Genomic DNA, 13,905 nt, shown 5'->3' with positions numbered 1-13,905 from the left:
GGGAGTGTCCCTGACCAACTCCACCGCCACCTCGGGGACCCTGCGCGTGCTCGGCGGGGCCGACGCGCCCGCCCTGCTCCGGTTGTGCGACCGCGACCCGGTCGCCAACCTGTTCGTCTCCGCCCGCCTGCTGGGCCTGCTCGCCCGCCCCGGGACCGACCTGGGGGGCCAGGCCTGGGGCTGGTTCGAGGACGGGGTGCTCGTCTCGGCCTGCTGGGCCGGCGCGAACCTCGTCCCCGTCGAGGCCACCCCGGCCGCGCTCGACGCCTTCGCCGCCCACGCCCGCGCCGAGGGCCGCCGCTGCTCCTCCCTCGTGGGGCCGGCCGAGTCCGTCCTCGCGCTGTGGCAGCGCCTGGAACCGCACTGGCGCGGGGTGCGCGAGGTCCGGGCCCGCCAGCCACTGATGGTCTGCGACACCGAGCCGTCGGTGGCCCCGGACCCGGCGGTGCGCCGGGCGACGCTGCGCGAGCTCGACCTCGTGGTGCCGGCCTGCGTGGCGATGTTCACCGAGGAGATCGGCTACGCCCCCGCCCCGCCCGACGGCGGCGGCGCCTACCGCGCGCGCATCGCCGAGCTGGTCTCCACGGGCCGCTCCTTCGTCCGCGTCGACGCCGGCCGCTCCGGCCCCGAGGTCGTCTTCAAGGCCGAGCTCGGTGCGGTGTCCCCGAAGGTCGTGCAGGTCCAGGGCGTCTGGGTCCCCCCGCACCGCCGCGGCGAGGGTCTGTCCGAGCCGGGGATGGCGGCCGTGGTCGAGGCCGCGCGCGCCGACGGCGTCACGTCGGTCTCGCTCTACGTCAACGACTACAACACCCGCGCCCTGGCCGCGTACCGCCGCGTCGGCTTCCGCGAGGTCGGGTCCTTCGCGACGGTGCTGTTCTAGGACGCCCCCGCTCCGGGGGGCCCGGAAACCCGTCGACACCGCCCGGGCGCTCGGGGAACCTGGCCGTGCACCGATGACTCCCGCGCCGGCGCGGGGTCACCAGGACCAGCACCCCTCGTCCCGACGCCAGGAGCCCGCTGTGCCCGCACCCGAGGTCGCCCCGCCCCGCCTGGACCTGCGGTCCGGCCCGCAGCGGGTGTTCGCCCACCTGCTCGTCAGCAACGCCGTCGTCGGCGTGGTCAACTACACGGTCTGGTTCGCCGTCACGTTCTGGGTCTTCCTCGAGACCCGCTCGGTGTTCGCCACCGGGATGATCGCCGGCATCTTCGTCGTGGCCACCGCCGCCACCGGGATCTGGTTCGGCAGCCTCGTCGACGACCACCGCAAGCGGTCGGTCCTGCAGGTCTCCGCCCTGGTCTCGGCGGGCGTCTACGCGGTGTGCCTCGCGGTGTACGTGCTGACCCCCGCCGCCGCCTTCACCGACGTCGCCTCCTGGCGGCTGTGGGTCTTCGTGGTCCTCTGCATGGCCGGGGTCGTGGCCGGCAACCCCCGCGGCATCGCGCTGCCCACGCTGGTGACCCTGCTGGTGCCCGCGGACCTGCGCGACCGCGCCAACGGCCTGGTCGGGACGGTGAGCGGCACCTCGATGCTCGTCACGTCCGTCATCAGCGGGGTGCTCGTCGCCTCCGGCGGCATGCTGCACGTCCTCCTGCTCGCGCTCGTCGTGCTCGCGGCCTCGATGCTGCACCTGGCGCGGGTCCAGGTGCCGGAGGCGCGCGCCACCGCTCCCGGCGGCGGCGCCCCCGGCGGGACGGGGGCGAACGGCGTCGACCTGCGCGGCACCTGGCGCCTGGTCCGGGGCGTGCCGGGTCTGGTGCCCCTCATCGCCTTCAGCTGCTTCAACAACCTCATCGCCGGCGGGTTCATGGCGCTCATGGACGCCTACGGGCTGTCCCTGGTGCCGGTGCAGGTGTGGGGGCTGCTGTGGGGCGGGCTGAGCGCCGTGATGATCGTCGGCGGGCTCCTCGTCGCCCGCGTCGGGCTCGGTCACCGGCCGGTGCGGCTGCTGCTCCTGGTCAACGCGTGCGCGTGGACCGCGACGGCGCTGTTCCCGCTCGCGCACTCGGTCGTGACGCTCACCGCGGCCATGGTGGTGTTCATGCTGCTCATGCCGTTCGCGGAGGCGGCCGAGCAGACCGTCCTGCAGCGGGTGGTGCCCTACGAGCGGCAGGGCCGCGTGTTCGGGTTCGCGCAGAGCGTCGAGCAGTCCGCCGCCCCGGTCACCGCGTTCCTCGTGGGGCCCATCACGCAGTTCCTCGTCGTCCCGTTCATGACCGACGGCGCGGGCGCGGCGGCGATCGGCGGCTGGTTCGGGACCGGGCAGACCCGGGCCATCGCCCTGGTCTTCGTAGTCACGGGGGTGGTGGGCCTCGTCGCGACGCTGGCGGCCCTGGCCAGCCCGCAGTACCGCGCCCTCGCGACCTCCTACGCGCGGACCGCGGCCAGCGGCACGGCGACCGGTACCGCCACCGGCGCGGTCGACGTGGACCTCGCGGAACCCGGCGCGACGGCGAAGCACCCCTGAGCGGGCGCGGTGACGGGCCGGGGCGGTCCGTCACCGCGCCCGGTCACGGCAGCCGCAGCGGCTGCAGCTCCGCGAAGCGGTCGCCGGGTCCGGGGTTGCCGGGGGCGGAGGACCCGCCGAGCTGGTGCACCACGCCCCACACCGCGTTCAGGCCCGTGGTCACCGCGCCCTCGGCCCAGCCGGGGGTGAAGGAGATGTCGTCCCCGGCCAGGAAGATCCCGCGCTGGTGGGCGGGCAGGTCGTCCTGGACGAAGTGGGAGAACAACCGCTGCTGGTAGCGGTAGTGACCGGGCAGGTTCCCCCGGAACGCGCCCATGAAGTGGGGTTCGCGCTCCCAGGACACGGTGATGGGTTCCCCCAGCACGTGCGAGGCGATGTCGACGTCGGGGTAGATCTGCTTGAGGTTGTGCAGCATCAGCCGCACGCGCTCGTCGGTGTCCAGCGCCAGCCACTTCAGCGCGTCGTCGTTCCAGGTGTAGCTGAGGCAGATGACGGCGGGGGAGTCCGCGGCCGCGGGGTCGTCGACGCCGTCCCCGCCGTCGAGGAGGTAGGTGCCGCGGGTCATGCGGTCGGTGAGGGTGGTGCTCATGACGCGCCGGCCGGTGGCCGGGTCCACGTCGCGCCAGAACGGGCGGTCCACCAGCACGAAGGTCTTGGAGGACTGCATGTAGTGCGAGCGCTCCATCGCCATCCACATGTCGTGGCTGAACAGCGACTCCTCGGTGTCGATGCCCGCCGACAGCAGCCAGGACTGGCAGGTGGCGACGACGGCCTCGTAGGGGCGCTCGGTGCCCCAGCGGTCCAGGACGTGCAGGCGCCCGTCCTCGCCGCGGCGCACGCGCGTCACCGCCGGGCGCGGGGACCCGCCGTGCAGGGACTGCAGGCTGGTGCCCGCCGGCCAGTGCGCGAGCCCGTCCGGCGCGTAGCGCCACAACCCCAGGGGCACGCTCTGCGCACCGCCGGTGATGCGGTGGTGCTGGTCGTCGGCGTCGGTGTGCACGACGCGCAGGATCTCCAGCACGGAGTTGGGGAAGTCGGTGTCCCAGCCGCCGGTGCCGAACCCCACCTGGCCGAAGGTCTCGCGGTAGGAGTACGGCAGCGCCGCGAACGCGGGCGACTTCGCGACGAAGCCGTAGAACGTCTCCTCGTCCAGGCGGGGGACGGTCCGGTTCCAGATCTCCTTGATCGCCGCGAGGTCGCGGCGGCGGATGGCGTCCTGCATCGCCTCCAGCTCCGCGCCCTCCACCAGCGCCCGGCGCCACGCGGCGGCGACCTCGCCGAACTCCGCCGGCAGGTCGGCGGCGGTCTCGGCGTAGTGGGCGCGGTTGCGCAGCTCGATGACGGTGCTGGGGGTCTGCGGGGCCAGCGGGTTCGGGAACGGGCTGGTGCGCAGGCCGAGGGCGTCGACGTAGTGGAAGAACGCGCGCCCGGAGGCGGGGAACCGCATGCCGCCGAGGTCGGCGACGGCGCCGGGGACCCCGGGGAAGGCCGTGGAGCGCAGCCGCCCGCCGATCTCGCCGGCCTCGTAGACGACGGGACGCAGCCCGAGCTTCATCAACTCGTGCGCGGCGACGAGGCCGGACATGCCCGCCCCGATGACGGCGACCTCGGTGCCGTGGCGGTGCTCCGGCACCGACCCCAGTCCCGCGGGGTGGGTCAGGTACTCGTCGTAGGGGAAGGGGAAGTCCGGCACGAGCATCGTCAGGGGGTCCCGGCCGGAGCCGGGGCCGGGGGAGGGGACGCCGGGCAGGTCGTCCTCGGTGGTGGTTCCCGCGGGCAGGGTCATCTCAGCTCCCGGTCCGGGTGGTGGCGAGCACGGAGAGCAGCTCGTAGGTGACGTGCGCGGCGGCGATGCCGGTGATCTCGGCGTGGTCGTAGGCGGGGGCGACCTCGACGACGTCGGCCCCGACGACGTTGAGGCCGGTCAGCCCGCGCAGGGTGCCCAGCAGTTCCCGGCTGGTCAGGCCGCCGGCCTCGGGGGTGCCCGTGCCGGGGGCGGCGGCGGGGTCGAGGACGTCGATGTCGACGGAGACGTAGACGGGCCCGCCGTCGAGGCGGCGGCGCACCCGTTCCACCGCGCCCGCCACGCCGTCGACCTCGTAGTCGTCCGCGCGCACGACCTGGAAGCCGAGGACGGCGTCGTCCTCGAGGTCCTGCGCGCTGTAGAGGGGGCCGCGGGTGCCCACGTGCAGGCACCGCTCCAGGTCCAGCAGACCCTCCTCGGAGGCGCGGCGGAAGGGGGTGCCGTGGGTGTAGGGGGCGCCGAAGTAGGTGTCCCAGGTGTCCAGGTGCGCGTCGAAGTGCAGGACGGCGAGCTTCCCGTGCTGCTTGGCCAGCGCGCGCAGCGCGGGCAGGGCGAGGGTGTGGTCGCCGCCGAGGGCCATGACGGTGGCGCCGTCCTCGGTGAGCCGCGTCAGCGCGCTCTCGGTGTCGCGCAGCGCCTCGTCGATGTCGAAGGGGTTCAGGCCGAGGTCGCCGGCGTCGGCGACCTGCTGGGCGGCGAAGGGGGAGACGCCCAGGGCGGGGTTGTAGGGGCGCAGCAGCTTGGAGGAGGCGCGGATGTGCCCGGGCCCGAAGCGCGCGCCGGGCCGGTAGCTGACGCCGGAGTCGAAGGGCAGGCCCACGACGGCGACGTCGGCGCGCGAGACCTCGTCCAGGCGCGGCAGGCGCGCGAAGGTCGCGGGGCCGCCGTAGCGGGGGACGCGGGTGGCGTCGACCGGTCCCTGCGGCGAGGGGGTGCTGGGGGACGACATGCCTCCACAGTGGCCCGGTCCCACCCCGCCGGTCAACCCGTGTTTACCAGCGGGACACGGGGGTTTCCATGACGTGGCGGCGGTGCCACACTGCCTCGACGTCGCCGCGGGGGCGACGTCGGTGGACGTCGGTGGACGTCGGTGGACGTCGGCGGACGACGGGACGGCAGGAGGACGCGGTGCGGGCAGCAGCGGCGGGGGCGGACCCCGACGGCGCCGACGGCGTCCACGGTCCCGACGCCGTCCACGCCCCCGACGACGCCCGCGGGGCCGGGAGCACCGGCGACCCCGACGGGGCGGGGCACATCGGCTCCCGGTTGCGCGCCGCCCGCCTCGCCCAGCGCCGCACGGTGGCCGAGGTGGCCGAGGCCAGCGGCCTGACCAAGGGGTTCCTCTCCCGCCTGGAGCGCGACCGCGCCACGGCCTCCGTCGCCGCCCTCGTCCGCCTCTGCGCCACCCTCGACCTCGCCGTGGGCAGCCTCTTCGAACCGGCCCCGGCCGGGGAGGTCGTCCGCGCCGGGCACTACCCGCCCATCACCTTCGGCGGGCACGGGCTGCGCGAGTCCCTGCTCACCCCCGCCGGCGAGCGGCGCGTGGCCGTCATCGTCAGCGACCTCGACCCCGGCGGCGGCTCGGGGGCGGAGCCCTACGCCCTCGACGCCGACGTGGAGTTCGCCCTCGTCCTCGCCGGCGAGGTCGAGCTGCGCTTCGCCGGTCCCGCCGGGAGCCCCGCCGAGGCCGTCGTGCTGCGCGCGGGCGACGCCCTCACCTTCGACCCCGCCCGCGCCCACAGCTTCCGCGGCACCGGCGAGACCCCGGCCCGGGTCCTGTGGGTCGTCAGCCCCGCGCTCTCCGAACCCCCGCGCCGCGGCGCCTGAGCGAACCCGACCGACCGGACGGAGGAGTCCCGTGGACCGCCCCACCGCCACACCGCACGGCCTGCGCACCCAGCCGCTGCGCACCGAGCCCGCCCACCCCGGCCACGACCGCCACCGCTCCCGGCGGCAGCGGCCGGCCGTCGCGGCGGAGGGTGGGCCGCGGTGAGGATCGCCGTCGCCCAGCAGGCCGCCACCGCCGACGTGGCGCAGAACCTCGCCGTCCTGGAGCGGGTGGCCGCCGCGGCCGCCCGGGCCGGGGCCGACCTGCTCGTCACCCCGGAGCTGTTCACCACCGGCTACGACCCCGGACGGGTGCACCCCGACCCGACGGTGCTCCCGCGCGTCGCCGACCTCGCCCGCCGCAGCGGCCTCGCGCTGGTCGTCAGCGAACCCCACGAGGGCGCCATCACCGCCGTCGTCGTCGACCGCGACGGCACCGTGCTGGGGCGCTACGTCAAGACCCACCTGTACGGGCCCGCCGAGCGCGCGGCCTTCCGCCCCGGCGACGGGACCCCGCTGGTCGTGGAGGTCGCCGGGCTGCGCGTCGGCGTCCTCGTCTGCTTCGACGTCGAGTTCCCCGAGACCGTGCGCGGCCTGGCCCTGGCCGGGGCCGACGTCGTCGTCGTCCCCACCGCGATCCTCGACGAGAGCGTCGCCCGGGTCCTGCTGCCGGCGCGCGCCTACGAGAACCGCGTCGCCCTCGCCTACGCCAACCACCACGGCCTCGCCGCCGACGGCGGGACCTTCAGCGGCGGGTCCCTCGTCGTGGGGCCGGACGGGGAGGTGCTGGCCGCCGCCGGCGCCGAGGGGGAGGCGCTGCTCGTCGTCGACGTCGACGCCGACGACCTGCGCCGCGCGCGGGAGGTCGTGGACTACCTCCCGCTGCGGCGGGCGGAGACGTACCGGAGGGGCTGAGGGCGCGCCGGTACCCTGGGCCCGTGCTGATGCGGATGTCGACCCTGTTCCTGCGGACCCTGCGGGAGGACCCGGTCGAGGCCGAGGTGGCCAGCCACAAGCTGCTGGTGCGCGCGGGCTACGTCCGGCGCGCGGCGCCGGGGATCTACACCTGGCTGCCGCTGGGCCTGAAGGTGCTGCGCAAGGTCGAGCAGGTCGTGCGCGAGGAGATGGACGCGGCGGGGGCGCAGGAGGTCCACTTCCCCGCGCTGCTGCCGCGGGAGCCCTACGAGGCGACGAACCGCTGGAGCGACTACGGCGACGGCATCTTCAAGCTCAAGGACCGCAAGGGCGCCGACTACCTCCTCGCCCCCACCCACGAGGAGATGTTCACCCTCCTGGTCAAGGACCTGTACTCCTCGTACAAGGACCTGCCGCTGTCGATCTACCAGATCCAGACGAAGTACCGCGACGAGGCGCGTCCGCGCGCCGGCATCATCCGCGGGCGCGAGTTCACCATGAAGGACTCCTACAGCTTCGACGTCGACGACGCGGGCCTGGAGAGGTCCTACGAGCTGCACCGGCAGGCCTACGTCCGGATCTTCGAGCGCCTCGGCCTCGACTTCGTCATCGTCTCGGCGGTGTCGGGGGCCATGGGCGGCTCGCGCAGCGAGGAGTTCCTGCACCCCACGGCGATCGGGGAGGACACCTTCGTCCGCTCTCCCGGCGGCTACGCCGCGAACGCCGAGGCCGTGACGACCCTCGCCCCGCCGGCCGTCCCCTTCGACGGGCTGCCCGCCGCGCACGTCGAGGACACCCCGGACACCCCCACGATCGAGACGCTGGTCGCGGTCTCGAACGAGAAGCACCCCCGCGCCGACCGCCCCTGGACGGCCGCGGACACGCTGAAGAACGTCTTCGTCGTGCTGCGCCACCCCGACGGGACCCGCGAACCCCTGGCCGTCGGCGTCCCCGGGGACCGCGAGGTCGACCCCAAGCGCCTGGAGGCCGCCGTCTCACCCGCCGAGGTGGAGGCGTTCGAGGCCGCCGACTTCGCCAAGCACCCGGCCCTGGTCAAGGGCTACATCGGCCCCGGCGTCCTGGGGACGGAGGGTGCCAGCGGCATCCGCTACCTCGTCGACCCCCGCGTCGTCGACGGCACCGCCTGGATCACCGGCGCCGACGCCGAGGGCCGGCACGTGTTCGACCTCGTCGCCGGGCGCGACTTCACCCCCGACGGGTTCGTGGAGGCCGCCGAGGTCAAGGCCGGCGACCCCGCCCCCGACGGTTCCGGTCCGCTGGAACTGGCCCGCGGCATCGAGATCGCGCACATCTTCGCCCTGGGCCGCCGCTTCGCCCAGGCCCTCGACCTCAAGGTCCTCGACGAGAACGGCAAGCAGGTCGTCGTCACCATGGGCTCCTACGGCGTGGGCGTGACCCGCGCCCTGGCCTGCGTGGCCGAGGGCAACCACGACGAGAAGGGCCTCGTGTGGCCGCGGGCGCTGGCTCCCGCCGACGTCCACGTCGTCGCCACCGGCAAGGACCCGGAGATCTTCGCCACCGCCGAGCGCCTCGCCGGGGAACTGGTCGCCCAGGGGCTCGAGGTCCTCTACGACGACCGCCCGAAGGTGTCGCCGGGCGTGAAGTTCAAGGACGCCGAGCTCATCGGGGTCCCCACGATCCTCGTCGTCGGCAAGGGCCTCGCCGAGGGGCTCGTGGAGCTGAAGGACCGCCGCAGCGGCGACTCCGAGCAGGTCGCCCTGGACGACGCGGTCAGCCGCGTCGCCACCGCCGTCCGCGGCTGAGGACCCGCGCGGCCACGGTGGTCCCCGCGACCACCGTGGCCGCCACGCCCGCGGCGACCGCCACCGTCGTCGAGGTGTTCTGCTCCGCACCGGCCCGCGCGGCGGCGACCCAGCCCAGCCCCCACGCCAGACCCGCCCCGTACGCCAGGCGCCCGCGGCCGCGGACGGCGGTGAACACCCCCACCGCCGTGGCGACCCCCAGGACCCCCACGGCCCACGCCGGTTCCCCCGCGCTCACCCCGTTCTGCCGCAACGCCGCGGCCACGTCCGCCACCGTCGCGATCGACACCCACCCCAGGTACAGCCCGATCGTGCCGTCCACCAGGACGGCCTCGGCACGCGAGGACGGCGCCCGCTGCAGCAGCCGCCCGAACGCGGCGACGAGCACCACCAGCAGCGCGACGATGACGAGCACCGACAGCTCGACCTGCCCGGCCTGCACGGTGGCGATCCACACCGCGTTCAGCACCAGCGACACCGCGGTCAGCCACCCCGTCGCGCGCTGGCGGGCGTCCTCGCGGTGGGCCGGGAGGGCCTGCCAGACGGCCAGTCCGACGAGGCCGGTGTAGACGACGCTCCATATCGCGAACGCCGGCCCGCCCGGGGCCACCAGCGTGGCGTCGGCGGCGAGCGCCCCGCCCGCGGCGGAGGCGATCGGCGTCCCCCCGAGGGCCCCGGACCCGATCGCGGCCCCGGCGATCCCGAGCACGGCGCTGGTGACGACCACCGCCTGGCGCAGGACGTCCGGGGAACCACCGCGGGGGACCGCCTCGCTGCTCATGCCCGGCATGCTGGCGTCCGTCCGGGGCGGGTGCACGCCGGGGAGGCCGGCGCGGGCCCGCTCAGGGTTCCAGGTCCACCACGACGGCCGCGTGGTCGCTGGCCCACACGCCCCCGACGGGTTCGGTGGCGACCAGGCGCACGTCGCGCACCGAGCCCTCCCCGGTGAAGGGCGGCAGCCCGACGAGGACGTGGTCGATGCGCGCGCTGGGCTGGTGCACCCGCGCCACGAACGGGTTGCGCCGGTCCCAGGTGAAGCCGGGGTCGTCGGGCGCGGCGAAGCGCCAGGAGTCCACCAGGACGACCCCCGGGACGGGTCCGGGGGTGAGGTACCCCCCGGCCAGGCGCAGCTCGTCGGACTCCGCGACGGCGTTGAAGTCCCCGGTGAGGACGGGCGGGTAGTGCTCACCGCGCCGGTGCCCCCCCACGACGAAGGGGACCAGCGCGCGGACCTGCTCCACCCGCACGGCCGACTCGGCCGGGGAGGAGTTCAGGTGCGTGGTGGTGAACGGCAGCGGGCGGCGGGGGGCGTCCACCAGGACCTTCAGGGCCGTCCGCCCCTCGTCCTCGTCCCCGCCCCCGGGCAGTTCGCGGACCTCCTGGTCGAGGAGGGGGTGGCGGCTGAGGACGGCGTTGCCGAACTGCAGGCCGTCGACGACCGCGGGGTCCTCCCCGTTCCACGCGAGCCGGCGCCGCCAGCGCTGCGGGGCGGGGGAGGGCGACCATGCCACGTGCATCCCGAGCCGCTCGCCGAGCCACTGCGCGAGGTTCTCCCCTTCGTCGGCCCAGACCTCCTGCAGCCCGACCACGTCGGGACGTTCCTGCGCGAGCACCGCGAGGATCGCCTCCCGGCGCGCTCGCCAGTCGCCGAAGCGCCACCAGAGGTTCCAGGTCATCACGCGCAGCGGTGCACCGGGCGCGGGGGTCGGGGTGCTCATCTCCCGTGCAGTCTCGCAAGACCCCCGGGGTCCCGCCTCAGGGGGTGGCGGGAGACGTCGACGTGGCCACGGCGGTGGACGTGGCGCTCGGCGCGGCGGTGCCGTCCTCGCCGAGCTCGGGCATCCCGGGGAACGCGGTGACCGTCGACCCCCACCGCCGGGCCGCGCGGGCGCTCAGCAGCAGGGCGCGGGCCGCCGGGACCCGGGCCGTCGCGTCCGCGGCGACGACGTCGGCGTGGGCGCGGGCCAGCCCCTCGTCCACCGCGGCGACCACGGCGGCCGCGGCCGCGGCCGTGGGCGCCTGCACGTCGTAGCCCGCCTCGGCCTGCACCGGGTTCGCGTCCCGGGCGACGAGGAGGTCGACGAGGTCGTCGCGGGCGACGCGGTGGGCGACGAGCTCCGCGGCCGCCTCGTCCCGGCGGGGCCCGCTCAGGCGCCCCTGGACGAGGGCCAGCGCGAACACCGCCGCGTGCTCGCCGGCCAGCGCCGCCTGCAGCGCCGCGGTGCCCGTGCGCGAGGGGTCCGCCGCCGGGGGGTCGTCGACGTCGCCGGCGGGCGCGGGCAGGGGCACGTCCCCGGCCGGGACCCCGGTCGCGGCGCTCACGTCGTCGGCCAGCACCGCGCGGGAGGCGCCGAGGGAGGCCAGCAGGCGCGCCATCCCGCCGCTGGGAGCGGCGGCGGTGGCCGTCGCGCCCGCCAGCGCCGCGCCCGCCGCGGAGACCAGCCGGTCCAGGACCGCGGCGGGGTCCACCGGGGAGGTCCCGCCGCCCGCGGCGGGGGCGCCGCCCGGGGCGCTGCTCGGGGCGCTGGTCTCGGTGACGGTCGCGGTGACCTCGAGGTCGTGCTCGCCCAGGGCCCGCAGGTGCGCCTCGCAGACGGCCACGGCGCTCGCGGCGACGGCCTGCAGCGGCGCGGCCCCGCGCGCGGCCGGCAGCAGCAGGCCCAGCAGGTCCCGGGTGTCGGCGACGGCGGCCTCGCGGGCGTCGTCGTCGGGCCCGCGCTGCGCCGTCGGGGTGACCTCGGCGCCGGGGGCCCAGCGCACGCCGCACCCCGCCGCGGCGAGGACCCCCAGGCCCGCGAGCGCGCCGCGCAGGGCGCTGCGGCGGGTCGGGGGCCGGTGGGGGGCGGGGGGCGGTGCGGGCACGTCGGCGATCGTCCCACCGCCCGCTGGAGGTCGGGGGGAGGCCCCGGCAGCGGCTAGGCTGTCCCGTCGTGCCCGGCCCGGTGGGCGGGCACGCCAGGACAACTCGAGAGCAGGGGAGGGAGCGGTCGTGCCGACGCTCGACGAGGCCGTCACCACGGTGCTGACCCCGGTGTTCGCCGCCGGGTCCGAGATCGGTGCCGACCTGGCCCTCGAGGAGGTCAGCGTCACGACCGCCGGCCGCCGGCAGGTGGTCAGGGTGGTCGTGGACCGCGCCGGGGACGAACCGGGCGACCTCGACCTCGACGCCGTCGCCGCCGCCTCCACCGCCGTCTCCGAGGCCCTGGACGAGTCGGGGGTCCTGGGCGAGGCGCCCTACACCCTCGAGGTCTCCTCCCCGGGGGTGGACCGCCCCCTGACCACGCCGCGCCACTGGTCGCGCGCCCGGGGCCGGCTGGTCCGCGCGGTGCTGACCGACGGGACGGCGCTGCTGGTGCGGGTCGTCTCCGTCGACGAGGCCGGGGTGCACGGCACGCTCGAACCGCAGATGGTCAAGGGCAAGCCCCCGCGGGCCAAGGACGTCGGGGCCCCGCGCGACCTCGCCTGGGCGGACCTGGTGCGGGGCGAGGTGCAGGTGGAGTTCCGCCGCCCCGGCGAGGACGTGGAGGACCTGGTCGCCGACCCGGGGGCCGACGACGAGCTGGACGAGCTGGACGAGCTGGACGAGCTGGACGACGGGGACGAGGACGAGCAGTGAACATCGACATGGCCGCGCTGCGGATGCTGGAGCGGGAGAGGGAGATCCCGTTCGAGACCCTCGTGCGGACGATCGAGCAGGCCCTGCTCGTGGCCTACCACCGCACCGAGCACGAGGACCACAAGGCCCACCCCGACGCCCGGGTGGAGCTCGACCGCGCCAGCGGCGAGGTCCGGGTCCTGGCCAAGGAGCGCGACGACGCCGGTCTGGTCGTCGGCGAGTTCGACGACACCCCCTCCGGCTTCGGCCGGATCGCGGCGACGACGGCCCGCCAGGTCATCCTGCAGCGGTTGCGCGACGCCGAGGACGACGCCGTCATCGGCGAGTACGCCCAGACGGAGGGCGAGATCGTCTCCGGCGTGGTCCAGCAGGGCCGCGACCCGCGCATGGTCCAGGTCGACCTCGGCTCCCTGGAGGGCGTCCTGCCCCCCCAGGAGCAGGTGCCGGGGGAGAAGTACGAGCACGGCAGCCGCCTGCGCTGCTTCGTCGTGAGCGTGAAGAAGGGCCCCAAGGGGCCCCAGGTCGTGCTCAGCCGCTCGCACCCGCAGCTGGTGAAGAAGCTGTTCGCGCTGGAGGTCCCCGAGATCGCCGACGGCACGGTGCAGATCACCGCGCTCTCGCGCGAGGCCGGGCACCGCTCCAAGATGGCCGTGCGCGCCACCCGCGGCGGGGTCAACGCCAAGGGCGCCTGCATCGGCCCGATGGGGCAGCGGGTGCGCGCGGTGATGGCGGAGCTGCGCGGGGAGAAGATCGACATCGTCGACCACAGCGACGACCCGGCGCAGTTCGTCGGCAACGCGCTGTCGCCGGCCCGGGTCAGCTCCGTGGAGGTCGTCGACCTCGCGGCGCGTTCCGCGCGCGTGATCGTGCCGGACTACCAGCTGTCGCTGGCCATCGGCAAGGAGGGGCAGAACGCCCGCCTGGCCGCCAAGCTGACCGGCTGGCGCATCGACATCCGGCCCGACACCGAGCCCACCGCGGGTGGACCGGGTCGAGACTCCACGGGCGAGCGCTGAGCGGGAACAGCTACACTGGCGGCATCGTTACACTGCCTACGACCGGTCCTACCGATCGGCGATCCACCGTGTCCCGCGTCGACGGGGGTCCTCAGGACCTCGCCGGCCCGGTGCGCACCTGCGTGGGTTGCCGCCGCCGGGACTCCCGGTCGGTCCTGCTGAGAGTCGTCGTCGCGCCGGACGGGGTGGGCAACCTCCTCGTCGACGTGCGGCGCCGGCTCCCGGGCAGGGGTGCGTGGTTGCACTCGAGCAGCGCGTGCCTGGAGCAGGCGGAGAAGCGACGGGCGTTGCCCCGCGCGCTGCGCCGCCCTGCCCCCGTCGACGTCACTGGCGTACGGTCCTACCTGGACTCGTGCTCCTCCGGGGACGTCGTCCACCCCACCACCGATGAGAGCGGGTCGAACAGCTGATGAGCACTCGATGAGTCTCCACCGATGAACCCCCCCGACTGATGACGGTCCGCGCCCGGTAGAGACGA

14 protein-coding genes are annotated in these 13,905 nt (G+C 75.6%); 9 read left to right on the top strand and 5 right to left on the bottom strand.

The genetic code is table 11. From position 1 onward, the window contains the following. The first annotated feature begins 4 nt into the window (after nt 1–4). On the top strand, nt 5–880 hold the full coding sequence (locus tag KRAD_RS03905) for a GNAT family N-acetyltransferase (RefSeq protein ID WP_011981943.1): 876 nt from the start codon (nt 5–7) through the stop codon (nt 878–880). Between the two features lie 139 nt (nt 881–1,019). Next, a complete protein-coding gene (locus tag KRAD_RS03900) occupies nt 1,020–2,465 on the top strand; it encodes an MFS transporter (RefSeq protein ID WP_011981942.1) in 1,446 nt (481 codons plus the stop codon). 43 nt (nt 2,466–2,508) lie between these two features. On the opposite strand, the gene KRAD_RS03895 is transcribed toward KRAD_RS03900, so the two are convergent. Both KRAD_RS03895 and speB read right to left on the bottom strand, forming a co-directional pair. Then, a complete protein-coding gene (locus KRAD_RS03895) occupies nt 2,509–4,251 on the bottom strand; it encodes a flavin monoamine oxidase family protein (RefSeq protein WP_011981941.1) in 1,743 nt (580 codons plus the stop codon). Nucleotide 4,252: 1 nt separating this feature from the next. Further along, the gene (gene speB / locus KRAD_RS03890; protein WP_011981940.1) at nt 4,253–5,218 is read right to left on the bottom strand and encodes an agmatinase; all 966 of its coding nucleotides are present in this window, start codon (nt 5,216–5,218) and stop codon (nt 4,253–4,255) included. A 179-nt stretch (nt 5,219–5,397) separates the two neighbouring features. On the opposite strand from speB, the gene KRAD_RS03885 reads away from it, so the two are divergent. Genes KRAD_RS03885 through KRAD_RS03875 form a run of 4 tightly spaced genes read left to right on the top strand, consistent with a single transcriptional unit; the run spans nt 5,398 to nt 8,795 of the window. Next, nucleotides 5,398–6,096, top strand: a complete 699-nt coding sequence (locus KRAD_RS03885; protein WP_011981939.1) for a helix-turn-helix domain-containing protein — start codon at nt 5,398–5,400, stop codon at nt 6,094–6,096. Nucleotides 6,097–6,127: 31 nt separating this feature from the next. Continuing rightward, entirely contained in the window at nt 6,128–6,262 is a 135-nt protein-coding gene (locus KRAD_RS27450) for a hypothetical protein (protein ID WP_275263048.1), read from the top strand. Then, nucleotides 6,259–7,011, top strand: a complete 753-nt coding sequence (locus tag KRAD_RS03880; RefSeq protein WP_011981938.1) for a nitrilase-related carbon-nitrogen hydrolase — start codon at nt 6,259–6,261, stop codon at nt 7,009–7,011. Before KRAD_RS27450 ends, KRAD_RS03880 begins: the two co-directional genes overlap by 4 nt. 23 nt (nt 7,012–7,034) lie before the next feature. After that, entirely contained in the window at nt 7,035–8,795 is a 1,761-nt protein-coding gene (locus KRAD_RS03875) for a proline--tRNA ligase (protein WP_011981937.1), read from the top strand. Here KRAD_RS03875 and KRAD_RS03870 read toward each other — a convergent pair. The 3 genes from KRAD_RS03870 to KRAD_RS24960 all read right to left on the bottom strand — a co-directional run bounded on the left by KRAD_RS03870 (nt 8,764) and on the right by KRAD_RS24960 (nt 11,657). Further along, nucleotides 8,764–9,576 carry a tryptophan-rich sensory protein gene (locus KRAD_RS03870; protein WP_041292621.1) on the bottom strand — a complete coding sequence of 271 codons (813 nt, stop codon included), beginning with the start codon at nt 9,574–9,576 and terminating at the stop codon, nt 8,764–8,766. The genes KRAD_RS03875 and KRAD_RS03870 overlap by 32 nt on opposite strands. Nucleotides 9,577–9,637: 61 nt before the next feature. Continuing rightward, on the bottom strand, nt 9,638–10,513 hold the full coding sequence (locus KRAD_RS03865) for an endonuclease/exonuclease/phosphatase family protein (protein ID WP_011981935.1): 876 nt from the start codon (nt 10,511–10,513) through the stop codon (nt 9,638–9,640). A 37-nt stretch (nt 10,514–10,550) separates the two neighbouring features. Then, on the bottom strand, nt 10,551–11,657 hold the full coding sequence (locus KRAD_RS24960) for a DUF4439 domain-containing protein (RefSeq protein WP_011981934.1): 1,107 nt from the start codon (nt 11,655–11,657) through the stop codon (nt 10,551–10,553). Nucleotides 11,658–11,784: 127 nt separating this feature from the next. Between KRAD_RS24960 and rimP the strand changes: the two genes are divergently transcribed. The 3 genes from rimP (at nt 11,785) to KRAD_RS03845 (ending at nt 13,837) form a co-directional block, all read left to right on the top strand. After that, nucleotides 11,785–12,411 (top strand): ribosome maturation factor RimP, encoded by a 627-nt coding sequence (gene rimP, locus KRAD_RS03855; protein ID WP_011981933.1) that lies wholly within the window; start codon nt 11,785–11,787, stop codon nt 12,409–12,411. Further along, on the top strand, nt 12,408–13,427 hold the full coding sequence (gene nusA / locus KRAD_RS03850; RefSeq protein WP_011981932.1) for a transcription termination factor NusA: 1,020 nt from the start codon (nt 12,408–12,410) through the stop codon (nt 13,425–13,427). The genes rimP and nusA overlap by 4 nt, the downstream gene beginning before the upstream one ends. 68 nt (nt 13,428–13,495) lie before the next feature. Beyond that, nucleotides 13,496–13,837, top strand: coding sequence for a YlxR family protein (locus KRAD_RS03845; RefSeq protein ID WP_203417488.1), 342 nt, complete (start codon nt 13,496–13,498; stop codon nt 13,835–13,837). Nucleotides 13,838–13,905 lie beyond the last annotated feature (68 nt).

The sequence above is a fragment of the Kineococcus radiotolerans SRS30216 = ATCC BAA-149 genome, from assembly GCF_000017305.1.
Taxonomy (GTDB): Bacteria; Actinomycetota; Actinomycetes; order Actinomycetales; family Kineococcaceae; genus Kineococcus; species Kineococcus radiotolerans.
This window is presented reverse-complemented; position numbering and strand designations above follow the sequence as displayed.

Excerpts from the sequence above, each read along its gene's own strand:
- KRAD_RS03895 (WP_011981941.1), bottom strand. The coding sequence starts at position 4,251 with ATGACCCTGCCCGCGGGAACCACCACCGAGGACGACCTGCCCGGCGTC.
- KRAD_RS03865 (WP_011981935.1), bottom strand. The coding sequence starts at position 10,513 with ATGAGCACCCCGACCCCCGCGCCCGGTGCACCGCTGCGCGTGATGACC.
- KRAD_RS03870 (WP_041292621.1), bottom strand. The coding sequence starts at position 9,576 with ATGAGCAGCGAGGCGGTCCCCCGCGGTGGTTCCCCGGACGTCCTGCGC.
- speB (WP_011981940.1), bottom strand. The coding sequence starts at position 5,218 with ATGTCGTCCCCCAGCACCCCCTCGCCGCAGGGACCGGTCGACGCCACC.